Annotated in this window: 17 protein-coding genes; 13 read left to right on the forward strand and 4 right to left on the reverse strand. The window is 55.1% G+C overall.

Features of this window, described 5'->3' with window-relative positions:
• Nucleotides 1-95: 95 nt before the first annotated feature.
• Nucleotides 96-800: a FadR/GntR family transcriptional regulator gene (locus tag ACFPOF_RS29140; RefSeq protein ID WP_378138910.1), complete on the reverse strand. Its 705-nt coding sequence runs from the start codon at nt 798-800 to the stop codon at nt 96-98.
• 128 nt (nt 801-928) lie between these two features.
• Between ACFPOF_RS29140 and ACFPOF_RS29145 the strand changes: the two genes are divergently transcribed.
• The 8 genes from ACFPOF_RS29145 (at nt 929) to ACFPOF_RS29180 (ending at nt 12046) form a co-directional block, all read left to right on the forward strand.
• The gene (locus ACFPOF_RS29145; RefSeq protein ID WP_378138912.1) at nt 929-2344 is read left to right on the forward strand and encodes an FAD-linked oxidase C-terminal domain-containing protein; all 1416 of its coding nucleotides are present in this window, start codon (nt 929-931) and stop codon (nt 2342-2344) included.
• Entirely contained in the window at nt 2337-3728 is a 1392-nt protein-coding gene (locus tag ACFPOF_RS29150; protein WP_378138914.1) for a (Fe-S)-binding protein, read from the forward strand. The genes ACFPOF_RS29145 and ACFPOF_RS29150 overlap by 8 nt, the downstream gene beginning before the upstream one ends.
• 199 nt (nt 3729-3927) lie before the next feature.
• Nucleotides 3928-5754, forward strand: coding sequence for a polysaccharide biosynthesis protein (locus ACFPOF_RS29155; RefSeq protein WP_378139023.1), 1827 nt, complete (start codon nt 3928-3930; stop codon nt 5752-5754).
• Nucleotides 5755-6383: 629 nt separating this feature from the next.
• Nucleotides 6384-7916, forward strand: coding sequence for a bifunctional methyltransferase/pyrophosphohydrolase YabN (yabN, locus tag ACFPOF_RS29160; protein ID WP_378138916.1), 1533 nt, complete (start codon nt 6384-6386; stop codon nt 7914-7916).
• Nucleotides 7917-8105: 189 nt separating this feature from the next.
• A complete protein-coding gene (locus ACFPOF_RS29165; protein ID WP_378138918.1) occupies nt 8106-8378 on the forward strand; it encodes an HU family DNA-binding protein in 273 nt (90 codons plus the stop codon).
• A 3-nt stretch (nt 8379-8381) separates the two neighbouring features.
• Nucleotides 8382-8663, forward strand: coding sequence for an RNA-binding S4 domain-containing protein (locus ACFPOF_RS29170; RefSeq protein ID WP_378138920.1), 282 nt, complete (start codon nt 8382-8384; stop codon nt 8661-8663).
• Nucleotides 8664-8732: 69 nt separating this feature from the next.
• Complete coding sequence (locus ACFPOF_RS29175) at nt 8733-10763, forward strand: hypothetical protein (protein ID WP_378138922.1); 2031 nt, start codon at nt 8733-8735, stop codon at nt 10761-10763.
• A gap of 29 nt (nt 10764-10792) precedes the next feature.
• On the forward strand, nt 10793-12046 hold the full coding sequence (locus tag ACFPOF_RS29180; protein WP_378138923.1) for an outer membrane protein assembly factor BamB family protein: 1254 nt from the start codon (nt 10793-10795) through the stop codon (nt 12044-12046).
• A 79-nt stretch (nt 12047-12125) separates the two neighbouring features.
• Here the strand turns inward: ACFPOF_RS29180 and ACFPOF_RS29185 are convergent, their stop codons facing one another.
• The 3 genes from ACFPOF_RS29185 to ACFPOF_RS29195 all read right to left on the reverse strand — a co-directional run bounded on the left by ACFPOF_RS29185 (nt 12126) and on the right by ACFPOF_RS29195 (nt 18858).
• The gene (locus tag ACFPOF_RS29185; RefSeq protein ID WP_378138925.1) at nt 12126-15446 is read right to left on the reverse strand and encodes an SGNH/GDSL hydrolase family protein; all 3321 of its coding nucleotides are present in this window, start codon (nt 15444-15446) and stop codon (nt 12126-12128) included.
• A gap of 138 nt (nt 15447-15584) precedes the next feature.
• A complete protein-coding gene (locus ACFPOF_RS29190; RefSeq protein ID WP_378138927.1) occupies nt 15585-17135 on the reverse strand; it encodes a response regulator in 1551 nt (516 codons plus the stop codon).
• A gap of 10 nt (nt 17136-17145) precedes the next feature.
• Entirely contained in the window at nt 17146-18858 is a 1713-nt protein-coding gene (locus ACFPOF_RS29195; protein WP_378138929.1) for a sensor histidine kinase, read from the reverse strand.
• A gap of 209 nt (nt 18859-19067) precedes the next feature.
• Here ACFPOF_RS29195 and ACFPOF_RS29200 point away from each other — a divergent pair, with 209 nt between their 5' ends.
• The 5 genes from ACFPOF_RS29200 to ACFPOF_RS29220 all read left to right on the forward strand — a co-directional run bounded on the left by ACFPOF_RS29200 (nt 19068) and on the right by ACFPOF_RS29220 (nt 25353).
• Nucleotides 19068-20096: a serine hydrolase domain-containing protein gene (locus ACFPOF_RS29200; protein ID WP_378138931.1), complete on the forward strand. Its 1029-nt coding sequence runs from the start codon at nt 19068-19070 to the stop codon at nt 20094-20096.
• A gap of 132 nt (nt 20097-20228) precedes the next feature.
• Nucleotides 20229-21578 (forward strand): ABC transporter substrate-binding protein, encoded by a 1350-nt coding sequence (locus ACFPOF_RS29205; RefSeq protein ID WP_378138933.1) that lies wholly within the window; start codon nt 20229-20231, stop codon nt 21576-21578.
• Nucleotides 21579-21652: 74 nt separating this feature from the next.
• Nucleotides 21653-22537 carry a carbohydrate ABC transporter permease gene (locus tag ACFPOF_RS29210; protein ID WP_378138935.1) on the forward strand — a complete coding sequence of 295 codons (885 nt, stop codon included), beginning with the start codon at nt 21653-21655 and terminating at the stop codon, nt 22535-22537.
• The gene (locus ACFPOF_RS29215) at nt 22537-23364 is read left to right on the forward strand and encodes a carbohydrate ABC transporter permease (RefSeq protein ID WP_378138937.1); all 828 of its coding nucleotides are present in this window, start codon (nt 22537-22539) and stop codon (nt 23362-23364) included. The genes ACFPOF_RS29210 and ACFPOF_RS29215 overlap by 1 nt, the downstream gene beginning before the upstream one ends.
• A 21-nt stretch (nt 23365-23385) precedes the next feature.
• Nucleotides 23386-25353: a glycoside hydrolase family protein gene (locus tag ACFPOF_RS29220; RefSeq protein ID WP_378138938.1), complete on the forward strand. Its 1968-nt coding sequence runs from the start codon at nt 23386-23388 to the stop codon at nt 25351-25353.
• The last annotated feature ends 39 nt before the right edge of the window (nt 25354-25392 follow it).

Here is a 25392-nt window from a genome sequence, read left to right on the forward strand (position 1 = left end):
CAAGCCGGCAACGGAGCTGGTGGGAGGACCCGGACTACGGATGCATCGCGAGGTGCGTAGCCCGGGTTTTTTTGTATGAGGCCATTGCGATACGTTTATTTCAAAGCCGTTCGCAGAACGGAGATCACTTTCTCGACGTGGTCACCGATCAAAGATGCGGCAAGTTGGGCGTCTTGTCGCTTAATGGCTTCATACAAGCTCTGATGCTCCTGCAGCAGTCTCGCGGCGGTCGCGTTTTCCCGGTAAAACCATAACTCGCGCGTCTGTCGGATCGTGGAGGCGAACCGATCTGACAACGACTCCATGAGCTGGATAAAGAGCGAGTTGCCGGATGCTTCGACAAGCGTTCGATGGAAACTGACATCGGCGCGTTCGCCTTCGGCTGTGTTGTTGTCGGCCAAGCTTTGTTCCATCACAATGAGCAATTGCTGCAATGACCGAAGATGTTCATCGCTCCTACGCTTGGCGGCAAGCGATGCCGCTCCGACTTCCAACGCCTTGCGGACTTCAAGCAACTCGATCAAGGAATTGGCGTCTCGGAACAGTTGATCCACGGCATTCTTCGATTCGTTCGGCAATGACTTGCTAACGAATGTACCGCCGCCATGGCGGACGTCAAGCCAGCCCATCGCTTTCAACGCGCTGACGGCTTCGCGTATCGTGGATCGTCCGACCCCGTACGACTCGGCCAGCTCGACGACCGAAGGAAGCCTCTCGCCGGGGCTGCGTTCACCGTTTTTGATTTGCTGCAGCAGATGGTCGGCCACGAGCTCGCGGCCCTTCATCGTCTCGATCTTCATTAAGTCATCGCCCCCCGGGAAAATACGGCTCTTCTACAAATTCGATCTGTACATAGAACTCAGTATAGCATATAATTTTTCTCAAAGTCATCTGATGACATGATGAGTTAGAGGAGGCAACAAAACCGATGTTAAATCAAACCTTGACCGAACGACTGCGCAGCATCGTTGGCGATCGCTACTATAGAGACGACAAGGAAGCTTTGGTCGCCCATTCTTATGACGGCACGCCAATGCTTCAAAGTTTGCCTGACGGTGTTATTTATCCCGAAAACACGACGCAAGTGTCGGAGATTATGAAGGTGTTGGCGGAGCATCGGGTTCCCGTCGTCTCGCGAGGTTCAGGCTCGAACTTGTGCGGGGGGACCGTTCCCGTTCAAGGCGGCGTTGTCATGGTCATGCACCGGATGAACCGGCTCCTTGAGATCGATATGGACAATCTGACCGCGACGGTGCAGCCGGGAATGATTACGGCCGAGTTCATTGCGCAGATTGAAGCGCAAGGTCTTTTCTACCCACCCGATCCAAGCAGCATGAGAATATCCACGATCGGCGGGAACATCGCGGAATGCTCGGGCGGGCTGCGGGGTTTGAAATACGGCACAACGAAAGATTACGTCATCGGGCTTGAGGCGGTGCTGGCGAACGGAGAAATCATCCGCACCGGCGGCAAACTGATGAAGGACGTCGCCGGATACGATTTGACGAAGCTTCTCGTCGGCTCAGAGGGCACGCTCGCGATTATTACGGAAGCGACGCTGAAGCTCATTCCGCCGCCTGCGACGAAGAAGACGATGCTTGCCATGTACAAGGATCTCTACTGCGCCGCGCGGACGGTATCCAAAATTATCGAGGCGAAGATCATTCCGGCAACGCTCGAATTTATGGATAACCCGACCATTCGCGTCGTTGATGATTTCGCGAAGCTGGGTTTGCCGCGAGATATGGAGGCTGTGCTCCTCATCGAGCAGGATGGAGACCCTGCGACGGTCGAACGCGATATTGCCCGCATACGGGAAATATGCGAGCTCGAGCAAGCAGACAGAGTTGAAGTTGCGGAAACGAGAGAACAGGCTGAGAAATTGCTGACCGCGCGACGCAGTGCTTTTACGGCGCTGGCCCGACTTCGTCCAACGACGATTCTTGAAGATGCGACAGTCCCGAGATCGCGAATCGCCGATATGGTTCTGAGAATTAACGAGATCGCGCTCAAGCACGGAGTGACGATCGCGACGTTTGGTCACGCAGGGGACGGCAACTTGCATCCGACAGCGACGACGGACGCAAGGGACAAAGAGGAAGTCCACCGCGTGGAAATGGCGTTCGAAGAAATATTCGAAGCTGCCATCGAGCTTGGAGGTACGATTACCGGCGAGCACGGGGTCGGACTGGTGAAGGCGCCATTTTTGGAATGGAAGATCGGCAAAGCCGGCATTGAGGTCATGAAGAGCATCAAGGTCGCTTTCGATCCCCATAACCTTCTGAATCCCGGCAAAATGTTCGCCAAGGAAACACGTAAACGGGTGGTGATCGACCATGGCTAAAGAGATGACGAACGCGCCCGCCTGCGGGAAACCCGATATTGACCACGCCAATCCATTGGCGCGTACGATGCTGGAGAAGTTGGATTACGATCAGCTGACGAATTGCATGCGGTGCGGCTTTTGTCTCCCGGCTTGCCCGACTTTCCGCGAAACGGGGCTGGAGCCGGAATCGCCTCGGGGAAGAATTGCGCTGATGAAAGCGGTCGTCGACGGCGTGATGGAGCCCGACGCGGCTTTCACGGATCAAATGGATCATTGCTTAGGGTGCCGAGCTTGTGAACCTGCGTGCCCGGCCGACGTCAAATATGGCGGATTGATCGAACAGACTCGGGATGCGATAGAAAATCACGCGAGTCACGGCATGGCCGTAAAAGGATTGCGCAACGTGCTGTTCAAAGGCGTGTTTCCGAAGCGGGGGCGCTTGAAATGGATCGGCAAATCGCTTGCCTTCTACCGCAAATCCGGCTTGCGATCGGTCGCTAGAGGAACGGGCATCATGAATCTGTTTCCGAAGCATATTCGGGATATGGAAAAAATATTGCCGGATGCCAGCGGTCAAGGCGTCGTGGAGCGCCTTGGGACGGTATACCCGGCCAAGGGAGAGAAAATTGCACGCGTGGCGCTGTTCCGCGGCTGCATCATGGACGTAATGTTCGCCGATACGAATGTGAATACGGTGAAGCTGCTGTCGGAAGCAGGATTTGAAGTCGTTATTCCTGAGACGCAGGTGTGCTGCGGAGCCCTCCATGCACATAGCGGGGAGATGGAGCAGGCGCGGGAACTCGCTCGCGTGAACGTGCGAGCGTTCAAGGAAGCGGGCGTAGAATATGTCGTCTCGAACGCGGGCGGCTGCGGCGCTCTGCTAATCGAATACGACCATCTTCTGCACGAGGATGAGCAATACAGCGAACAAGCCAAATCGTTCGCTTCCAGCGTCATCGACGTCAGTAAACTGCTTGTCGAGCGGGGGAGGCTGCCGAAGTTTGCCGAAGAGAGCGGGCGCAACGATGAGCCTGTCACGATCACGTATCAAGATTCTTGCCATCTTCGCAATGTCATGAGAAGCTCGGATGCTCCAAGGCAACTGATGCGAAGCGTCTCCAATGCGCGCTTTGTCGAGATGAAGGAAGCGGACCGCTGCTGCGGTTCGGCAGGGATTTATAACGTGACGCAGCCGGAGATGGCCGGGCAGATTCTCGAACATAAGATGGAACATGCGAACCGGACTCAAGCGAACTATTTGCTCACTAGCAATCCCGGATGTTTGTTGCAAATGAAACTCGGAGTGGAGCAGCATGGGGTCGGCAATCGGATGGAAGTGCGGCACGTCGTCGATTTCCTTTATGAAAGAATAGCGGGAACAGGGGACGAGACGAAGGGCTAAGTGGCGATAACAATAGCTATAGGACAGCGCAAAGCGGCTGGCCGTATGAGAGCGTAGACTCCGTGCGGTTCGGTCGCTTTGCGTTTGTTTGCTTTTGCAGCGGGGCGCTTTGGATTATAATCGAGTCACGAACTGTGCAGCGGAGAACAAGGAAGCGGAGTAGGCGACGCAAGCGCGAGGAATGGGGACGTGTGCGGTGATGAAAATCGAAGTCGATCCGATGCATTCGGGCAAAAAAGCGCTTTGGCAAGGAGCGGCTCTTCTCGGAGGGGCGGCGCTGTTGTCGAAGGTGATCGGTACGCTGCAGAAGATCCCTTTGCAAAATGTCGCCGGGGATGAAGTATTCGGCCTGTATAGCGCGGTATATGCACTGGCTATCATGTGGATGACGCTTGCCGCCGCCGGCGTCCCGGTTGCAGTGAGCGCGCTTGTTGCGGACCGGACGGCTCGCGGAGACGAGGAGGGCGCGCAGCGCATATTGCGCTGGGCGCTCGGGCTGCTGGGCGCGAGCGGGCTTGTTATGTTTGCCTTGCTATGGCTGGGGGCGGACGTCTTGGCGAGTTGGATGAAGCTGGACGATGCGGCGCCGGCGATTCGAATGTCGTCGCTTGCGTTGCTTTTCGCTCCTGCGACAGCGGTGTTGAGAGGGTATGAGCAAGGACGCATGCGGATGCTGCGTCCTGCCGTCTCTCAGCTTGCCGAGCAGACTGCCCGCGTGACATTCATGCTGGTGGCGCTGTTCGTGGCGGTAGGTGCGGGATGGTCCGCGCCGGCGACGGCAGCCGCCGTGCACGGCGGCTTGGCTACCGGTGCGATAGCAGGCTTGGTCGTTATGGTATGGACGACGGGCGGCTGGTTCTCGGGAAGCAAGCCGATCGTGATTCGCGGCGTTGGCGCGAAGAAAAGCTTCGCGGCAGGCGGCGAAGGGGGAGAAGCGGGGACTGAGGCAAGAGGAAAGGCCGTTGGGACGCTGGCGGCAGGCAACGGCAGCAAGGGGACGGGAGCCGGGGGCGGCAAATCCGCCCCTCGAATCGTGACACTGCCGGAAAGCCGGGTCGATCTCGTCAAACGTATCGCGAAGGTGGCCGTGCCGGTTGCCGCCGCATCGATTACGGCACCGCTGATCGGGTTGATCGACGCGTTCTCGATTCCGCGTTTGTTGCAGAGCGAAGGGGCGACGGCCGTATGGTCGATGGCGCAATTCGGCGTATACAACCGCGGCGTCGCCTTGTTGCAGCTTGTCGTCATGGCGGCAGCGGGTGCGGCGGGGGCGCTTGTGCCCGCGTTTACAGCGGCGCGAGCGCGTGGCATGACGGGCGAGCTTGTCTCGCGCGCGGCTTTCTCGCTGCGGTCCGCTTGGTGGTTTGGCTGCGCGGCAGCGGTCGGCCTGGCGATTCTCGCCGCGCCGATCAACGAAGCGCTGTTCGCCGACCGCAGCGGCACGGCGGCGATGGCACTTATTGCCTTGGCCGCAGCCGGAGGCACGCTGCAAGCGGTAAGCGCCGCGCTGCTGCAGGGCTTGGGCGATCTGCGATCGCCCGCAGTCAACTTAGCCGCAGCTGCGCTGCTCAAGTTGACGCTTAACGCCGCGCTCGTGCCGGCGCACGGCATTATCGGCGCCGCCGCCGCAATGGCGGCCGCCTACGCTGCAGCTGCGCTGCTGAACGCGCTGAGCTTGCGTCAGCGCGTCCAACTGCCCGCCCCGCGCGCTTCGCTCGCATGGCGCTCTGGCGCTGCGCTGGCCGCGATGGCGGCCGCGGCCGCGCTAGTCGCGCTATTGCTGGGTGCGGCTACCGCCGCCCTGCCCGCGCGCGTGGCGGCGCTGCTCGTCGCCCTGCCGGGCGTCGCGGTCGGCGCCGCCGTCTTCGCCGCGGCGCTCGTCGCCTTCGGCGCCGCGCGGCCGCAGCAATGGCGCGAGCTGCCGGGCTTCGCCTCCGGCAGCCGCCTGGATGCGCTGCTGCTCCGCATTCCGACCTTGCCTCAGCGGAAAAGCAAAGCAGCGGCTGAAGCGGAAGGGACCGACTAACTCTCTCAGCGCCATTGGCTCAAAGTAACTCATGCAGACGCACTAACTCCCGCCCAAGTAGCGGCGCCGATGGGTCGGAGTTACGCACGCAGAGAGCAACTCGCTCTCGGACGGGGCTCGGGTGGGGCAGTTGCTCGAAACAATCGAACAATTCTCGCTCGGACGGAGCTATCAGCAGGCAGTTGCTCGAAAAAATCGAACAATTCTCCCTCGGACGGGGCTCGGGTGGGGCAGTTGCTCGAAAAAATCGAACAACTCTCGCTCGGACAGGGCTCAGGTGGGGCAGTTGCTCGAAAAAATCGAACAACTCTCGCTCGGACGGAGCTCGGGTGGGGCAGTTGCTCGAAAAAATCGAGCAGCTCTCCCTCGGACGGAGCTCGGGTGGGGCAGTTGCTCGAAAAAATCGAGCAGCTCTCCCTCGGACGGGGCTCAGGTGGGGCAGTTGCTCGAAAAAATCGAACAACTCTCGCTCGGACGGAGCTATCAGCAGGCGGTTACTCGAAAAAGAAGCACTAACTCCCGCCCAGTAACGCCAATGGCTCAGAGTTACGCACGCGCAAAACATATTAACTCCCGCCCAAGCGGATTTTACCTAACCCAGCTTACCCAGAAAGGACTGAGCTTCTACCATGAATTCCACCAAAGATAACACCAATCGCAGCACCGCATCCAGCGATTCGCCTTCCATTACGATCGTCGGCCTCGGCTCCGGCGGCGAAGACCAGCTTACTCTCGGCATCTTGAAAACGTTAGAGAAAGCCGGCAGACGTTTCGCCCGCACTTCCGATCATCCGGCCATCGCCGACCTTGCCGCTCGCGGCATCGTCTTCGAGTCGTTCGACCGCATCTACGAGAGCAACGAATCCTTCGAGGCCGTGTACGAGGCAATCGCGGACGAGCTCCTTCAAATCGCCGCAGAGCATCCCGGCGAACAAACGATCTATGCCGTTCCCGGACATCCGATGGTTGCCGAGCGTGCCGTGCAACTGCTGCGCGAACGGGCGCCTTCAGAGAATGTCGCTTTGACGATTCTCGGCGGAGAGAGCTTCCTTGACCAGGCGTTCACGCGACTTGGTTTCGATCCGATCGAAGGCTTCCAACTGCTCGATGCGGCTAGCTTATCCCGTGAGCATCTGCGCCCTCGCCTGCACACGGTAATCGGCCAAGTGTACGACGTCTTTACCGCATCGGAAGTGAAATTGACGCTGATGGGTGTCTATCCGGACGACCATGAAATCGTCGTTGGCCAAGCTCTCGGCGTGCCAAACGAGGAAAATATTCAACGAATTCCCCTGCATGAGCTAGACCGCCTCGAGTCCTACGGCAACCTGATGCTAGTCTACGTCCCGGCGAGCGAAGACAGCCAGCTGCGCCGCGGCTCGTTCGAGCGGCTGCATGAAATCGTGCAAATTCTTCGCAGTCCGAACGGCTGTCCGTGGGACCGCGAACAGACGCATCTGTCGATCCGGCGTAATTTTATCGAGGAGACGTATGAGGCGATCGAAGCGATCGATCTGGATGATCCGGACGGTATGAAGGAAGAGTTCGGCGATGTCATCCTTCAGGTGCTGCTGCACAGCCAGATGGAAGAAGAGACTGGCGCGTTTGACGTATACGATGTGCTGGCCGAGCTGAACGATAAGCTTATTTTCCGTCATCCGCACGTGTTCGGGGGCGAGAACGCGCAAGACGCCGAGGAAGCGCTGGCGAATTGGGAGCAGATGAAAGCCGAAGAGAAGAAACGCAAAGGACAAGCCGAGCGTCTTTCGATCCTCGACGGTTTGCCTAAGGACCTACCTGCCCTGCCGCGTGCGCACAAAATCCAGAAAAAGGCGTCCGGCGTCGGCTTCGACTGGCCCGATCTGTCCGGCGTGTTCGACAAAATCGAAGAAGAGCTGCAAGAGCTTCGGGAGGCGGCCCGGAACGAATCTCCGGAACGTCAGAAGGATGAGCTCGGGGACCTGCTTTTCGCCGTCGTTAACGCGTCCCGTTTCCTGAAAGCCGATCCTGAGGAGGCGCTTGCGGGCACGAATCGGAAGTTTGCGGAGCGGTTTCGCTATATCGAAAATCAACTGCGTATACGAGGCAAATCTTTTGAGCAAACTGATTTAATAGAGATGGAAGCTTGGTGGCAGGAGGCCAAACTGCACGATTCTCCTTAAAAAAACCTAAAATACCGCCGATTTTCCCATACTTTCTACCTATTTCGCGAAATTTTTTTGAAATTCGGCAGGATTTTTTTAACAAGGAGCAGAATAGTATCCATCGTGCTGTAAAACAAGCCACGTTCCAAGCGGCTCTAAGGCTCGCGGGACGAATAAGAGACAATCCATAGGAGGAATTCCCCTACCATGAACAAAACAGATCTGATCAACAACATTTCGGAAAAAAGCGGTTTGACGAAAAAAGACGTAGAGTCCGTATTGAACAGCTTCCTCGGCGAAGTAACCGATGCTCTCGCTGGCGGCGACAAAGTCCAACTGATCGGCTTCGGCACGTTCGAAACGCGCAGCCGTTCCGGCCGTGTAGGCCGCAACCCGCAAACGGGTAACTCGATCGAAATCCCAGCTTCCAAAGTTCCTGCTTTCAAAGCAGGCAACAAACTGAAAGACGCTGTAAAGTAATCAATGCGTCTTGATAAGTTTCTAAAGGTGTCGCGGCTGATCAAGCGGCGCACCGTTGCGAAGGACGTGTCCGATCAAGGGCGCGTCCTTCTCAATGGCAAGGAGGCCAAACCGAGCGCGACCGTCAAAGTTGGAGACGAGCTCGACGTTCAGTTCGGCCAGCGTACGCTCACCGTTCGCATCGAACGGTTGACCGATTCGAGCCGCAAGGAAGACGCCGCCGAGATGTACACCGTATTGAAGGAAGAGTATCGCAAGCGCGAGGAAGATCCGTTTGGGCTCTGAGCGCTTGGGCAATAGTACGCGAAGAAGCCAGCCACTTTGGGCTGGCTTTTTTCACAAGCATAAAGGGGAATGAAGAAATTGAAAGTTGTTTCGCTTCATCGTATTTTCGTACTGGCCATATGCGTAAGCTTCTTCGCGTTACCTCTGTCAGTGACTGCAAAATCAAATGTAGCTATCAAATGGGAGTTTGCGAATGACGTACATTCTGCTCATTTAAGAGACATTATCCGTAATCAATCCGGTGTCTATGTAGCTGTCGGTAACGACTCCTCTATTATGGCTTCTCCGAACGGAACGGACTGGAGTCGCGCAAGCGTTCCTACGTCTGTGGTAGCCGATCTTTTCTCCGTTGCCACGAACGGCAACAGTTTTATTGCAGTTGGCAGCAGAGGGGCGTTGCTGATCTCAAGCGATGGGACGAATTGGCGCACGTCTTCGGTCGCCGTCAACTATACGCTAGGGGACATCGTGCCGAAGTCGGATAGATCGGGTTTCGAAGCGAATTGGTCCAAGCGTTTAACGCAAAACGATTTGATTCTGGAGGATGTCGTCTGGGACGGCAGCCGTTATGTCGCGGTCGGGATCGTGAGCAGCCAAGTGAAGAAAGCCCGCGTGAAGAGCTACTCAGGGAGATCCAAAGGCATCATTCTCACATCGTCGGATGGCCTTGCATGGAAGCAGGCTCCCCTTATTTCCAAAGGTTCGGGAGATCGCCATAAGCTGCTGTGGAACGGCAAGCAATATTACGTTTTTACGGGATGGAGTACGGTAGGGGAAGATTTTGAGTATAAGAGCGTGTCTATTACGAAGGATTTTAAAAGCTGGAAAGAGGTAGCATTTAATTTTACGAAAAGTTCAATTAGGGATATTGCATATAACGGCAAAGCTTTCGTGGCTGTGACGGGGCTGCCGAATACGACGCTGGAGAAATCGAGTGACCGTACGTACATTTATTCCTCTCCTGATGCCGTCAAATGGACGGAATATAAATTCAACCAACCGAAAGTCGTATCGCTTAACTCCGTCATTTGGGACGGCTCCCGATTTATCGCGGCCGATAACAAACGAGGTACGATTATAGGATTCGACTTTGCCGGAAATGCGTCTGTGCAGGAGTATGGGTATTACAACTCTGCGGAAGACGGATCGGCAGGCCGCAGCGCGGTTCTGAACAAGCTGTATTGGGACGGCAAACAGACGATCGGCATCGGAGATTACGGTTATATTCTTTCGTCGACAAATTTGAAAAACTGGATGGCGCTCAAGGAGCCAATGTCTGCTGATCTGCTCAGCATCGCGTCTAGCAATGGTCGGTACGTTGCATCGGGCTGGAACAACACGTTGCTCGAATCCGCGGACGGGAAGGTGTGGTCAAGATCTCAGCCTTTGCAAGGAACGGCCGGGAATATCCATGAGAAAGTTGTGGGCAATAACGGCGTGTTCCTCTCTACTTACAAGTCCCAATTCTTCTCGTTTATAAAGCAGCAAACGGTAAAAATATCGGAGCAAGAGGGCGTCTGGAAAGTCTATGACGATACTTCCGAGGTTCCCGTACAATTGCAGCGCAAATTATTCGGTGAAGGCGTTCGACATCAGAAGGTGGTCAAGAACGGGAACATTTTATTGGGCGTCCCGTTTAAGACCGGAGAATTCTCTGATATTTTCCAAAAAGATGTTGCCTATGAAGTGTCAAAAGATAATGGCGTTACATGGACAAAAACGAATCATATCGGCAAGGGGCACGCGGTCGCGGCAGGAAACGGCAAGTTCGTCGACTTTGTCGGAACGCAGGCGTACACGTCAACGGATGGAGTCAATTGGAAAAAAGGGGACGACCTTGGCGCTAAAGACAACTATTTGCCTGCAAGGTTGGTCACTTCCCTGGCTTCGAACGGTCATGTATTCATGGCAACCAGCGAGTTGACTTTTAATGCCTCCGGTACAAACGAAGGGTACTCCTTGATGTGGGTTTCCAAAGACGGCGTGTCATGGGATACGCTCAGTGTTCCTACGACTAGTACCATAAATCAAGTGATAGGGGATGGCGCGAGCTTTATCGCTGTTGGCGATGGGGGTACGATTCTGGTCGGTATAGAGTAGATTAATTACTTGAGAGGGGAAGCTGAGAAGTGAAAGCCAAATTCATGCTTCGAGCATTGCTCGTCATGCTGCTCGTCGGAGCGCTCGGCGTGACAACCGTTACGGCGGCTACTCCGGCGGCGAAGGCTCCGACGCGGTTGCCGGCCAAAGAGTATAAAGAATTGAAATACGTGAACGATCGCGGAGAGAAGTTGAAATTCTACGGCTACAAGCAGTTCAAGATCGCTTGGACGAAAGAGATGACCGACCCGACGGACATCGTCATGAATACAGAGAAAACCCGAATCTTCGTGACGAATGGCAATGAGGTCATCGCCTACGAATTATCGGGTAAGGAAGTGTGGCGTTATGAGCTTCCGGACATGTCCTTTAATTATTATCAGCTTCATATCGGAGCTGACGGGACAATCTATGCGATCGAACAACCGGAAAATCTACTGGGAGATTATAAGCCGGGATATGTGGCTGCCCTAAGCGATGAGGGCGAGCTGCGGTGGGAGATCACGTTCGAAGATCAGCGGCAAGCGGCATGGATGAGCTATAGCGGCAGCTCCGAAGGCACGTTTGTGACATTTACCGATAACGGCATCGTTGGCGTACGCGACGGAGAGATTGTTTGGACGACTCCGGACATTCTGGAAATTACAACGCACACATCAGGCACCTACTCGTTCTCGTTTCCGAATGTGTATCACATGTTCTCCGATTACGACGGAACGACTTTCGTTACGACGGATGACCAGACGTATGCGCTGGATGATGAGGGCAACGTACTGTGGAACCGTAGCTTCGAAGGAGATATTGTGCTCGTTAACGACGATGAGTTCCTGCTTCAGATTCTGCCAGCCGGCGGTTGGAAGCTGTGGGATGCCCTCACGGGGAAGCAAGTAAATGGTGTTGTACTCAAGCCCGAATGGCTTAAGGGCACCAATGTGGCGAACGACGGCGCGGGTGGGCTGTACGTCAGCAACATGAACCAAACGAAGAAGAATGGAATCTCGAAAATCGACGCCAAAGGGAAAACACTGTGGAGCTACAATATTCGATTCTCTGGCTATTCCGATGCGTACGAGATTGGGTCCGACGCTGGGGGTAACGTCTTCTTCACCGACAGCGGCGGTACGTTCTACTCTCTAGACCGGAACGGAAACGAGAGGTTTATTTTCCTGTACCGCAACCAGTACGGTCCGGATTCGACGAAAGCGGTCGCGGACTTTGACGGCAACGTCTACGCCTTGTTTAGTAACATCGGCCTGATCAAAGTCGCGAAAATAGCCAAGTAAGCCTTCTCTAACGATTGCCGTTCCAATGCAAGAAGACCCGCCACAGAGACGGGTCTTCTTGCATTGGGACCGATACTTCTCAAGGAATCAGCAAAGCGGATAAAGATTGGGCATAGGCCCGAACGAGAAAATCGTTCGGATGATTGACGTTGTTGCCCGTCATATCCTGGAATCGTTTGGCGCCGAGCAGCGTTTGATGAAGTCCGGTCATGTCCATCAGGACGGTGCCGGAGGAGACGAGCTGCTGCAATACCGCTTTGTAGTCGGCTTGGTTGCCGGCATAGCCCGTCTCCGGGTTCGCGAGCGTAGGGGAGACGAGGATGAATTCAGCATTGGCGTTCGTCGCGCGAACATCGTTGATGATGGCTTGGACATTGCTCTTGAAGGTAGCTGGAGCAACAACACCCGTTCCGTCATTCATGCCGAAAGCGATAATGACGAGATCGGGATGATTCGTCGAGACGAGGGAATGGACGTTCGTCGCCCCCCATGACGAAGTTTGGCCGGAGACGGACGGATTGCGGAACGTCAGGTTGGAGCCATAATTGGCCTGAAGCTTCACCGTCGCAAGCGTGCCCCAGTTGGGCAGGCCGGGAGCGGCGCCTTCCACGCCGCTCGCGGAATGGCCTACCGATATGCTGTCGCCGTAAAGCGTTATGCCAAGAGGCTGCCCCGCGGTCAACTTCCCGATCGACCGAGGCAGATTGCCTCCTTGATAAACGGGTATGGATCCTGACCATACGTTCGAATTGTGCGAATAGCTAACGGCTAGCTGCCGGTCGTGAAAGTACTCTCCCTCGCAGCCTAGCACGTTGCCGCCTCCCACCTTGGGAACGGTAAAACAGCCGGACGGCGGGGTGACAGGGTAGAAGTCCGAGCTATTCATATAAGCTGCGGCCGATCCGGACGTCAGTTTGATTTTGTTCGTCGCGCCGTCGTAAGTCCAATCGGTTCCTTGCGCGTAAGTCGTGCCGAGTTGGGCGTTCTTCACGGTAATCGTTCCGGTCGGATGGAAAAGGAGAGGGGCTTCGGCGGCAAGCCCTCCGGTCGAGATCATCTGAACCGATTCGTTGTACATCGTAGATCCCGACCAGTATGGCGCCATCATTTCGTCGAAGCTGAAGGATGGCGTAAGGCTGATCGTCGGGTTCCAATACGTTTTGTCGTTGGAAGGCTCTCCGTTCGCGTCGATCTTGAAATAGAGAGCATCGCCTGCCGTCACCGTTGTCGTAAAATCGTGGGACGTCCCTGTCAAAGTCGTTACCGCCGTATCGCCCCAAATCTTGGTGCCGTTTTTCCAGACGCTCGCGATAATGCCGTTACCGGAAGCCGAGTCGTACTTCCGGACGGTTCCTGCTATACGAACGGTTCCGGATGAAGGCGAGATCCATTTCCGCTGCGATTGGATGCCGATTGCCGGGTGCTGCCAGTCGCTGCCGATCAACAGTTTGTTTACGGATCCGGACCATACGCCCGCAGTTCCGTTCCAGGTCATGTTCGTTTCCGCGCTCCCGTTGTTCTCGACGTAACGCCAGCCGTACATGCCTTGCTGGGGACCGAAGTCCGTGTTTGCCGTGTAGGTCGTTTGTTTGATCTCTTCCACAACCGGGTTCCACGTCGTCTTATCGTAAGAGGAGTCGCCGTTAGGGTCCAAGACGAACGCGATTGTGTCGCCCGCGTTGACGCTGACTTGCATGTCATGCTGTACGCCGGTCGTCGTCGTGACCGCCTGAGCCCAGATTTGGGTTCCATTCTTCCAGATGCTCGTGATGACCCCGTTGCCGAGAGCGGAATCCGTTTTCTTGGGATTGCCCGTAATCCGAATATTTTCCGAGGCGGGAGCCGTCCAGATTCGCTCGGTCGCATAGCCGGTCGCGGGATGCATCCAGTCTTCGCCGACGAGCAGGAACGTGGCGCTTCCTTGCCAGGTTTGGTCCGTATTGTTCCAAGTGAGATCGCTGATCGTCGATCCGTTGAACTGCCTGTAGGTCCAGCCGTTCTTGCCCTGCGTACCGCTAAAGCCCGTGGAGGCGTAATTCAAAATATTGCCGTTAGGAAGCTTGACGGTATTGTTCGAGAGCGAATAGCTGCCCGTAGGCCAGTATTCGTTAAATTGAGGGGTGCGCTCGACGATCATGTTGAGCGATTGCGCCCGGCTTGTCTTGATGATCGTGTTGCCTGACACGGTTCCGCCATTCGTATAGTTGAATTGCTGCACGAGGAAGGCTGCGTGCGGGCTGCCATCGTTGTTAATGCCGTTATTCTGGAAAACGTTGTTGATCAGACTCGTATTGACGTTCTCGACGCCGCCGCTCCACTGGGGATTGCGGTATACCATCACGGCTTCGTCCGCATTATCGTGGATGTAGCTGTTCTGCACGGTGACGTTTTTGTTCAGTCCCTCGTAATCGACGCCTACGCCGTCGATGTTGTTCGGCGATCGGGTATAACCGATTTCCACATTGTCCGCCACGAAGTTCTCCACAGCGTTAAACTGCAAGCCGGCGGTTCCCCAAGCCATACCGCTTGTGCCGGAGTTGAGAATGACGCTGTCCTTCAGCAGGCCAACCGGCGTCCCGGCGTAACCGACGTTAATGCCCGTCAACTGGACGCCTTCCCGATACGATTCGTTCGTATGGATGCCTTCGATCGACACATTGTCGGCTTTGCGAATCTCCAGCGGCCCGTCGGTCCGTTCGATCGTGACATTGTTGACCGTGACGTTTTTCAGCCGTTGATTGGAGGCGGACGATTCGTCCAGATGAGTGTAGATGCCTACCGAATACGACATGATCTGCAAGGCGGCAAGCCGATTGTCGGCGGAAGGAAAAGGGTTCATCGGCCATTTGACGATGTCGTGGATGTAGCAGTTCTCGATCCATAACCCGTCGCGCGAACCGCTAGTATCGTTGACATAGACGATACCGCTCTTGGCATAGCCGATCTCGAGTCCAGAGATTTTCCAGCCTGCCGCGTTGTGAAGATAGACGGCATAGAGCAGGCCGTTCGCGGCGAGATTCGTCGGATTGGCGGCCGGAATCGCAGCCACGGAAGTATAGGGAGTAATGACGGGTTTAGCGGTTCCCGTTCCATACGAGGAGAGCGTGATCCAGTTGGATGAAGAGCCGTTACCGTTCAAATACAACGTCTCCCCGGTCCAAGTGTCACCCTTCTTAAGCAGGATGGCATCGCCGGCGCCGAAAGCGAGGGAGGAAACTTTGCCAAGCGTCTTCCACGGAGTGGCGGCGCTCAGCCCGTCATTCGAGTCATTGCCGGAGGAAAAGCTGACATAATACGTCTGCGATGCAGCATACGCCGAAGGAAAGCCTGTGAGATGAGGTGCGGTAAGCAGCAGTATAAGCGCGAAACCGATTGTCATACGCCATAACCTTGAATTCATAAATTCAGCTCCTCTATCAAGTTGGCGACCGTGGCACCTATTCCATCGGCCGCTCTTGCAGCGAATTATAGCGGAGACATTCGGAGGGGGTATATGGATAATCGTTCGGGCGCAATGGAATTTTGGACAATAATCGCTTTAATCGCCGTTAGCTGCGCTGCGCGACCGGAAATCGCTCGGGCTCATGCCGATGACCGTCGTGAACACGCGGCTGAAGTAGTTCTGATCGGGATAGCCGACCATCTCGGCGATCTCCTTGTTTCGCATGCTTGGATAGAATCGCATGAGGTCTTGAGCTTTGCGCATCCGATAAGACGTAACATACTCGACGAACGACTTGCCCGTGTAATCCCGGAAAAGATTGCAAAGCTGCGTCTTGGAGACGTGGAAGTGCTCGGTCAGCAGCGGAAGTGAAAGCGGCTGGCCGATGTGCGAGGCGATATAAGTCTCGATACGGGCAAACAGCCGACTGAAATCGCCGCCCTCCTGTTCGACCTCGTCCCACCCGAAAACGAGCGCCAACATAGAAAGAAACCCTTCGGCCAGTTCCGGCAATGTTCGGGCCGTCTGCAGAAGTTCGTCGATCCGCGCGTCCCCGTCGTTGAATTCCAGCCGGCTCGAATCGTCGCGATGGCGCTCGATGCCGGAGACGATTTCTCTCATCCGTTTGCCGATGGCTTTCATCGGATAGCTGCCGCTTTCCCAACTCCGAAACAGTCCGCGGATAAATGCGGACGCGCCCGAAGTATCCTGAACGGATAACAGTTTATCCAGCTTGGCCCGTTCGATGTCCGAATAGGGAGCTGTCACGGGCGCATATGGGGTGGAGACCGCAAAGAACGACGGCTTGCCGATGACGATTCTGTCGGCCAGCGCAGCTCGTAAAGCAGGAACGAGCCTGTTCAGTCTCAGAATATCGGTAATAGCTTCGCTATATACGATAGACGGCTTTATGCCGTCGCTGGCGTAGTGGGAGGAGACGGAAGCCAGAAGGGCGGGAAGGTCGTGCCCGTTCTCGCCGGTCATTGCGAGAACGATCAGTCTCGACCTTCCATCGTCCAAAGGAATAATCCAAGATGGCTGTTCGCCTAGCAACGGCCGCAAAGCCTGACACAAAACCTCGTTATCCTCTTCGATATTAGGCGCCAACACCGGATATTCGTATACGGATTCCCTATTGCGCACGAACAGTGCGCGATAGAAGGGATGGAACAGCGCGCGGCGCGCGGCTTGTACCGTGGATTCCTCCAATTGAGGAGAGGCCAGCACCGCCAGCAGGCAGTCCCGGGCAAGCTTGTCGCTACGACTGCGGCATTGCAGCGCAAGCTTGTCCAGAATCGCCTTTAAGGCTTGCATGTCGATCGGCTTGAGCAAATATTCAGATACGTTGACGCGCATCGCTTCGCGTAAATAATCGAACGAAGGATAGGCGCTTACGATGACGACGGGCAGCTCCGGATAACTTTGGCGAATAGCCTTGGCCAACTCGATGCCGTCGAGCGCGCTCATGCGGATATCCGTGAACACCGCATCGGGCATGTCCTTGGCGATAAAGTCCAACGCTTCGCGGCCGTCGTAACATTGCCCCGCGACGGAGATCTCGATTCCCATTTCGGAGCCGGCGATCGCCAGTTTCTTCTTGAACTGCTCGATGTAGAAAGGTTCGTCGTCTACAATCAGGATTCTCATGTGAAGTCACCTACCCGTTGATTAATCCCCGCATCGTAATTTCCGCCCCGCCGTCAGGATGATTGCCGATCTCGACTTGAAGCTTGCTGCGGAACATCAGCTTTAGCCGGACGATCGTGCTGATCAGTCCCATGCCCCCCATTCCGAGCCTTACCGTCTCGAAGTCAGAGTTCAAATGCTCCATGGCTTCTTGAACTTTGATCCGGACCTCTTCCAGTCGTTCCCTGCCGAATCCGGCTCCGTTGTCCCGGAAGCGAATTTCCCACTGTTCGCCGAGGAGGCGCCCCGTCGCCTCGATATGAAGCGGGTGAGGGATGCCTGCGAATCCATGGTTGATGGCATTTTCCGAAAGCGGTTGCAGAATAAGCTTCGGAACCATCATGTGCAGCATGTTCTGATCGAAATCGAAGGAGTAGGTCAGCCTGTGCATGTAACGCGTCTTCATCAGCTCCAAGTAGCGCATCGAGAAGGAAACTTCCGTTTCCAGAGTCGTGACCGGCGAATCCGTGGAAATGGAATAGCGCATGAATTCGGACAAGCTGCGAGAGATCGTCTGGACCTGGGGGAGCTCGCCGTTCTCGGCGGACTCTTGAATAATGCCGAGCATATTAAACAGGAAATGCGGGTTAATCTGCGCTTGAAGAGTATCGAACTGCGATTGCAGCTGCGTCATTCGGAATTGCACGATTTGCTCGAGGGAATGCTGCAGCCGTTCATTCATGTTGCGGAAGGATCTGTTGATCCGCTCGATCTCGTTGACCTTGTACTTGTTGTCGATATTGAGCTTCTTGTCTTCCAGATCGATGGAATCGATCGCTTCTTTTAATTTAACGAGCGGTTGGGTAAGCAGTCTGGACAAGTAATAGTAAACGAGCAGGGAGAACACGACGAGCACGAACAGAGTGGCCAACGCGAAGTTGCGGAAAAGAGTAAGCTCGGACAGGACGACATGGCGAGGAACGGTCAGCGAGATCGTCAGATTCGCGGATTCGATATTTTTCCGAAAGACGTAAGCGTTCCGCTGCGGTTGAGAGGCATCGCCCGCCGCGCTGTCGAAAAGAATACGGTCGCCTTCCGATAAAGTGAGGACAGCGCCCGATATCGAGCGAATTTGGTCGAGAGGCAACATATCGTCCGCGCGAATCTGCATTTCGATGACCGCGATTTTATCCTGCCTCGGGTTAAGCAGCCGGCTAAAGCTGAATACCGGCGATGCGCCGGAGCCTGCCCAACGGTCGCGAACCGCATATCGGAACACCGTCTCGCCCGCGGATTGCCGTATTTCCCGCAATTCGGAAGCGTCTGGATAAGCTTGCGCGACGGACATTGGAGCTTTCGGATTGGAATAGACGGCATCGCGGGAAGTGAAGATCGTGAGTCGGTGAATGTCGTTGTATATAGAGGTGACGAGACCCAGCAAACTGTAGACGGCTTGCACCGATTCGATTTCGTCGAAGGAGCCCTTAAAGTTTTGCAGGATTTCCAAGCGCTGAATAACGGTGCGGTTGTTCGAATCCGTACTCAGGTAAAGCTGTTTGCTGATGTTGTCGAATTCCTTCAGACTGGCATTCAGCTTCTCGAAGACGTTCCCGACCGTTTCGTTCATCGTATTAAGGGCGTTTTTCTCGATCCCGCGCTTGAGATAAATATACGTGGGAACGCTTGCAAGAATCGTAATCAAGATGAAGACGAGAGAATAGAAGAAGAAAAGTCTGATCTGCATGGGATTGCGAATTCTCAGTCTGACCACCGCCTTGGGTTTATATTAGCACAAGCTAAAGGAGAATTAGACGGTCGGAATGAAATAGGGTCAAAAATCCAGAACGACCAAACAATCCTCCATATTGCAAGGAGATTGATTATTGTATAGTACTCACAAAGCTATTTTTCTAGGTAGATAGGGCGGACCGAAGAGGACTGGAGGCGATCGGGATGTTGTTGTCGGCGCATGCGCCTCGTTTGGATTCGTATTTCAATCGGCTGCTGGAAGAGGAATTAAGTCCTTGCTTGTCGATCGGCTATTCGGATAATTCAAGAGAGCTCCAATATGCCTTCACGGGAGGTTGCTCCGCTCCGAAAGGTTATGAGCGGGCAGCCATCGACGGCCGGACGCGGTTTAACGTCGGATCGGTGACCAAGATCGTCACCGCCAGCTTGATCGTCAAGCTGATCGAAGAGGGGCTGCTTACCCTGCATACGCCCGTGCGATCCGTTATTCCGGATTATCTTTTTCCCGACGTGACCGTATGGCATCTATTAACGCATACCGCAGGTTATGAAGGATTCGACGAGCCCTGGCCGAGCAGGGAAGACGCGGGAGCGTATTTGCGCCGAATTTACGCGATCGATTCCCGTTCCTATTCGCCAGGAGAGAGCCAGATTTATTTCACGCAAGGGTATACGATCATAATGGATATGATCGAAAAGCTGACGGGGAGAAGCCTGGAGGTTTATGCGAGGGAAATGCTGTTCGATCCGCTGGAGATGAGGGATACGACGTTCGAGACGTCGCTCCTGCAGGAGGGCACGTTCGTCCTTCCGTGGAACTACGAGACGGGAAGCGGCAGGAACGATTTGCGTCACGCGGCCGTAACCGGGGACAGCGGTCTGTATTCCACCGTATCCGACCTGATGCGATTTGCGCAATTGTTCCTTCACGCGGGAAAGGTTGAAGATAAGATCATTTTCTCGTCGGCCGGAGTAGATTTGATGCTGCGGGAGGCGACGGGAGGCCGATTCTCGAAGACGCCGATCGCTTGGCGGAAATCGGATATCGATCCGCACGGATGTTTCGGAGACCTGCAATCTCCCTCGTGTATCGGACATCCCGGGTTCACCGGATGCATGTTGACGATCGATCCTCATTACGAGCGAATAGGCGTTATTCTAAGCAATAGTCCAAGACTCCATAGCGACTGGAGCAATTACAACAAGATCTGGAACAAGCTGATGACGCTCTGATCGCGCACCCGCAAGTTTGTCCAAAAATCCAGATCAACCGAACGATCCTCTATATCCCGCATGATTAACCCTCTGCAATAATGATCATGCATCCTAATAGATTGAAAATTCAGATTATTGGAGGTCATCGCTTTGTTAAAAAGAAAAGGCAAGCTTGGAATCGCGTTATTGGTAACCGCTCTCATGATGTCGATCCTGGCCGCGTGCGGAGGGAACTCCAACAAAGAGGCTTCTAAGGAACCTTCGGGCTCGCCATCGTCGGGAGCGTCCGCATCGGCAAGCCCGAGCTCCGGCTCTAGCAAGAAGCCGGTCGAAATGGTACTCGCCACTTTCAACGCATGGGGAGAGTCCGAGGGACTGAAGAGCGCAATCGCCGCGTACGAGGAGTCGACTGGCAACAAGGTACGAATCGACGTCTATCCCGACGATCAGTTTATCAATATCTTGAAAACCAAAATGTCGACTAACGACGCGCCCGATCTGTTCATGGCCACAGCCGGAGACGGCACGATTCCCTTCTCTTTCTTGGAACCGCTTCAAGGACCGTGGGTGGACAAAACGCTCGACAGCGTGAAGATCTTCACGACGAAAAATAACGTCGCGTACGAGGCTTATGCGTTCCCGCTCGGATACTTCGGCGCGATTTACAACAAGAAAGTGTTCGAGAAGGCCGGAGTCAAAGTGCCGATGATGAACTACGCGGAATTGATGGACGGCTTGAAGAAGATTCAAGGCACGGGTGTCACGCCGCTGTTCATCCCGGGCAAGGACAGTTGGACTTATCAGATGCTGCAGGCCGTCGGCGGCGTCTTCTCGATCACCGACGAAGACGCGGCGAAGATGGCCAAGAACGAGACGAAGCCCTCAGAGATGCCCGGCTTCATGCAGTTCGCCGAGCGCATGACTTCTCTCGTGCCATATACGAACAAAGACCACCTTTCTCTTCTTATTGCGGATGGCTACCAAGGACTGCTCGACGGCAAATACGGCATGACCGTTCTCGGCGACTGGCTGTACGACGATCTCGCCAAGCTCGATGCCGAGAAGGTCAAGGATTTGGGCTTCATGCCGTTCACGATGGACGATTCGAAGATCAGCGCCGTCGTCAACTTGTCGGGACGCGCGCTGGGTGTACCGCTGAACAGCAAGCATAAGCAGGAAGCGAAAGATTTGGTCAATTATCTGATGGAGCCGGATCACTTTAACATGCTGGTTAAGCCTGTCCAGGGCGCGGCGCCATACAAGGACTACAACACCGAGAAGAGCGTCTGGCAGCAAGAGATGGACGGTTATATTGCCCAAACCGGGATGCCGGTCACGCTGGATGTCATTCGCCAGAGATTCCCGACTTTCCCGCTTGGTACGGATGCGGGCAAGCCGTTCATGGATATTTTCAACGGCAAAGACAGCAAGAAAGCTTACGACGACTGGTATACGGACTATGCGCAATATAACCGCACTGTCCAAACCCCGGGCTGGTAATCAGCCCCGCGGATAAGAAACTGCCGCCGCGTACCGGGTCACCGGCGCGGCGGTTTCATTTAAGGGGGTACGGCATGCGTTCCAAAGGAATTTCCAGACAATATACGGTGCTGTTCGTCCTTCCGGCTTTTGGCCTGTTCAGCCTATTCTTTATTCTGCCTAACTTGTCGGGACTCGTCATGGCGTTCACGAACTGGTCTTCCTACTTCCCGTTAAGTCCCAAATTCAACGGCTGGCGGAACTTTCAAGATTTGTTCGAATCGCCGGTGTTCGCGATTTCCGTGCGCAACACGCTGACCTTCACGGCTGCGACGACGATCGTAAAAATCGTCGTCGGCTTCGGCCTGGCGCTCATCTTGAACAACGGCGTCAAATTCAAGAATACGTACCGTACGATCATTTTCTCGCCGTTCGTATTCAACCCGCTCGTCATCGCGTATGTCTTCAGCGCGCTTTATCAGCCGACTTTCGGTCCGATCAATACGCTGCTTAGGTATGTCGGTCTCGGGTTCTTGGCTCAGAACTGGTTGACGGATACGAAGTATGCCATGACGGCTATCTGCGTGATGGATATATGGATGTCGATCGGCGCGATCGTCGTCATTTTTCTGACGGGCTTGCAGTCCGTACCGAAGGAATATTACGAAGCCGCTACGGTGGACGGCGCTGGCGGCATTAGCAAGTTCAGGCATATCACGCTGCCTCTGACGATCTATTCGCTGTGCATCAACACGATTCTCTGTCTCATCGGAGGCGCAAAGGTGTTCGGGCAAGTGTACGGTTTGACGAACGGGGGACCGGCGGACGCGACGCAAGTGTACGGCACCTTCATTTTCAAATCGTTCTCTTCGGGCTTGTTCGGCTATTCCGCTGCGGCGGGTTTACTGTTTACGGTCGTGATCAGTCTTATTAGCTTTATCACCCTCGGCTTGTTCCGCAAACTGGAGGTCGATTATTGATGAAGCGAATCTTAATGCCTCGCACATCAACATTTCTTCTAGAAGTGATCATGGTCATCGTCGCGCTCTGTTACCTCATGCCGATCTGGATTGTCGTGGTCAATTCGCTTAAAGACACGCTCGGCGCCAACCGGCTCGGCTACGACTGGCCCAAGAGTCTGCACTTCAACAATTACGTTCAAGTATTCGCGAAATCCAACGCCCTTCAAGGCTTGAAGAACGGCGTGTTCATCGGGGCCTCTGTCGTCGTTATCTCCGGCCTTCTGGCCGCAATGGCTGCGTATTACATCTCTAGAAAAGGCTCTGGATTCTCCAAGTTTACTTCGCTCTATTTTCTGACGGGAATTATCGTGCCGACGGCGATCATCCCGACCTACTTCACGATGCTCGTTCTGCATTTGAATAATACGTATTTGGGAATCGTCTCTATATTTATCGCCTATACGCTGCCTTTAAGCATATTCCTATATACCGGTTTTATCCGGACGATCCCGCGTGAGATTGACGAAGCGGCCATTATCGACGGCAGCCGTCCGATTCAGATGTTTTTCCGTATCATCTTCCCGTTGCTCGCACCGGTCACGGTCACCGTTATCGTCTTCAACTTCATCGGCGTCTGGAACGACGTGACGACGTACCTCTACTTCGCCGGGGGAGACAAGTGGCCGCTTCCGATGACGGTTTTTCGATTCTATGGAAAGTTCAGTCAGAGGTGGGACCTCTTATTCGCGGATATTTTGATTGCCATAATCCCATGTCTGATTTTCTTCATTGCGGGCCAGAAATACATGGTAGCCGGAATTACCGCCGGTTCAGTCAAATCCTAAGCGAGTGATGGAGGTGAGACCATGGACTATGCGGAGAGCCGGCACGCGCGGCATTGGCATTCCCATCCGCTGATCGGGGACCCTTCGTTCGATGCGTTCGCCGAATTTACCGGCAATCCTGTCCACACCGGAATCGGCGTATGGGATTGGCCGGTTAACGGATACTTTTTCATCGATCCTGTATCCGAAAATTGGTATTTCTACGTGAGCTTATACTCGAAAGGATATGTTCACCTCGGAGTCATCACGCTCTTGCGCTCAACGGACAGAGGGGCAAGCTGGCACAACGCCGGCCCCGTGTTCGACGGCAGAGGGCTGGCCGATCGTTATACGCCGAAGGATGCAGCGCTCGCAACTCTCGATGCTTCCGTCGTGTACGAGAACGGAATCTATCATATGATTTACGGCTGGGGCTCGCTGAAGGAGGAGCAGGGAGGCATCGCGTATGCCTCCGCTTCACGACCGGAAGGCCCCTTCATTAAACATGCGCATCCGCTCCGCAACGAGACCGAACAGCCGCTGCTCAAAGGGATGTACAAGCGAACTTACGCCAGTACGCTGATTCGGCGTTCCGAAGATTGGCTGATTGTTGGCATGATGAGTATGTCGCGCAATACCGGCGGCTCCTGGTCGCTCGTGGCACTCGTCGCCGGCCGACCCGATGGACCGTATGGCGATCCTGCCTTTCTTCTATATCCGCAAAGCTTGAAGTACCATCCGGCGCCGCTTGAATTTTATCCTTCTTATGTGCACGACGGATACGTATACGCACCCGCTACTTCCGTCGGGAGCAATCGCTCTTATCAGGCCGTATTCCGGGCGGAACTTGAGAAGGCCCATTTGGAAGGGGCTTGGGAGCTATATCAGGAAGGATCCTGTTGGCACTCTTTCCCGCGCAATCATGAGAGATATGGCATATGGGGACAGACGTATTCGGGACAAGTGACCGCGGACGGGATGCTTCATGCGCTGTATCCCGCGTTGAACGAACGTGGGGAAGGGACGATAAACGTTGCTTCGCGCCTTTGGGCGGAGCCTTATGCGGACCGGTTCGTTCTTTCGGCCAACAATGCGCCTGCGGTTAGTTTCGTCCGTCAAGCCTACGAGGAACTCATGCTTCGCGCCGAGTTCGTCAGCACCGGATTATTTACCGTCGTATGGGGCTGGAACGGGCCGGTCGGATCGACGGTCATGCCGCGCTGGGCGGATGGAGAGCCCGATCCGCGCATGTACGCCGACGGCATTGGACTCTGCGTTCAAGGCGGCGCCGTCGCTTTGATCGAAATCGCGCGGGACGGAACGAAGCGTATGGTTGCGACCGGCGGGGAAGTCGGCGAAACGCCTTCCGATTGGGTGGAATCCGATCCGCATGAGTACGGTGCCCGTCGGCCTTTCGGTGAGCCCGTAACCTACCGGATTACCGTCGTGCAGGGGCGAGAGAGCTACTTGGTTACGGTTAACGGAATCGAGATGGCAATCGAGCGGACCGCCATGCCGGGTCGCATCGGCCTAATCGCAAGCGCAGGCGTCATCGTCGAATGTACGCGTTTGGAAATACAAGGCGAAGCACGGGAGCACTGGATCTCCTTGCTGCCGGCGGAAGGGCTGGCCGGATCGGCGCAGAGCCCGGACCGCTGGGAGCTGGAGAAGTGTTCCGACTATACGCACGGCTACGGCTATCGTTCGGTAGATCGCCGTGGCTTCGCTGAGGAAAGCGAGCATAGGCTCAAGTGGAATTTCCGCGGCGACGCTTTTCGGCTGCGAATGCCAGCGAAGGCGTACGGGCGGGCAACCGCGTATTTGGACGGCCTGAAGCTGGAGGAGCTAGTCGTGCGGTCGGAAGGGTGTTCGGATTCGCGCGCGCGCGTCGTGTTGGAGCGGAACGAATTATCGGACGAGCGTCATACGCTCGTTGTGATCGTGGAGGAGGGCGTCATATGTTGCGATGACTTCTCCTACCGGACGAGCCAATTCGAAGATTACCGGTAGAACAGACGCTGAACTTGGTAGGCGGCTGGATGTTCCATT

The sequence above is a fragment of the Cohnella soli genome, from assembly GCF_042655525.1.
Taxonomy (GTDB): domain Bacteria; phylum Bacillota; class Bacilli; order Paenibacillales; family Paenibacillaceae; genus Cohnella; species Cohnella soli.

Coding starts and splice junctions, on each gene's coding strand:
- ACFPOF_RS29190 (WP_378138927.1), bottom strand. CDS start 17,135: ATGAGAATCCTGATTGTAGACGACGAACCTTTCTACATCGAGCAGTTC.
- ACFPOF_RS29200 (WP_378138931.1), top strand. CDS start 19,068: ATGTTGTTGTCGGCGCATGCGCCTCGTTTGGATTCGTATTTCAATCGG.
- yabN (WP_378138916.1), top strand. CDS start 6,384: ATGAATTCCACCAAAGATAACACCAATCGCAGCACCGCATCCAGCGAT.
- ACFPOF_RS29155 (WP_378139023.1), top strand. CDS start 3,928: ATGAAAATCGAAGTCGATCCGATGCATTCGGGCAAAAAAGCGCTTTGG.
- ACFPOF_RS29175 (WP_378138922.1), top strand. CDS start 8,733: ATGAAGAAATTGAAAGTTGTTTCGCTTCATCGTATTTTCGTACTGGCC.
- ACFPOF_RS29170 (WP_378138920.1), top strand. CDS start 8,382: ATGCGTCTTGATAAGTTTCTAAAGGTGTCGCGGCTGATCAAGCGGCGC.
- ACFPOF_RS29220 (WP_378138938.1), top strand. CDS start 23,386: ATGGACTATGCGGAGAGCCGGCACGCGCGGCATTGGCATTCCCATCCG.
- ACFPOF_RS29215 (WP_378138937.1), top strand. CDS start 22,537: ATGAAGCGAATCTTAATGCCTCGCACATCAACATTTCTTCTAGAAGTG.
- ACFPOF_RS29195 (WP_378138929.1), bottom strand. CDS start 18,858: ATGCAGATCAGACTTTTCTTCTTCTATTCTCTCGTCTTCATCTTGATT.
- ACFPOF_RS29165 (WP_378138918.1), top strand. CDS start 8,106: ATGAACAAAACAGATCTGATCAACAACATTTCGGAAAAAAGCGGTTTG.
- ACFPOF_RS29140 (WP_378138910.1), bottom strand. CDS start 800: ATGAAGATCGAGACGATGAAGGGCCGCGAGCTCGTGGCCGACCATCTG.
- ACFPOF_RS29150 (WP_378138914.1), top strand. CDS start 2,337: ATGGCTAAAGAGATGACGAACGCGCCCGCCTGCGGGAAACCCGATATT.
- ACFPOF_RS29210 (WP_378138935.1), top strand. CDS start 21,653: ATGCGTTCCAAAGGAATTTCCAGACAATATACGGTGCTGTTCGTCCTT.
- ACFPOF_RS29185 (WP_378138925.1), bottom strand. CDS start 15,446: ATGAATTCAAGGTTATGGCGTATGACAATCGGTTTCGCGCTTATACTG.
- ACFPOF_RS29145 (WP_378138912.1), top strand. CDS start 929: ATGTTAAATCAAACCTTGACCGAACGACTGCGCAGCATCGTTGGCGAT.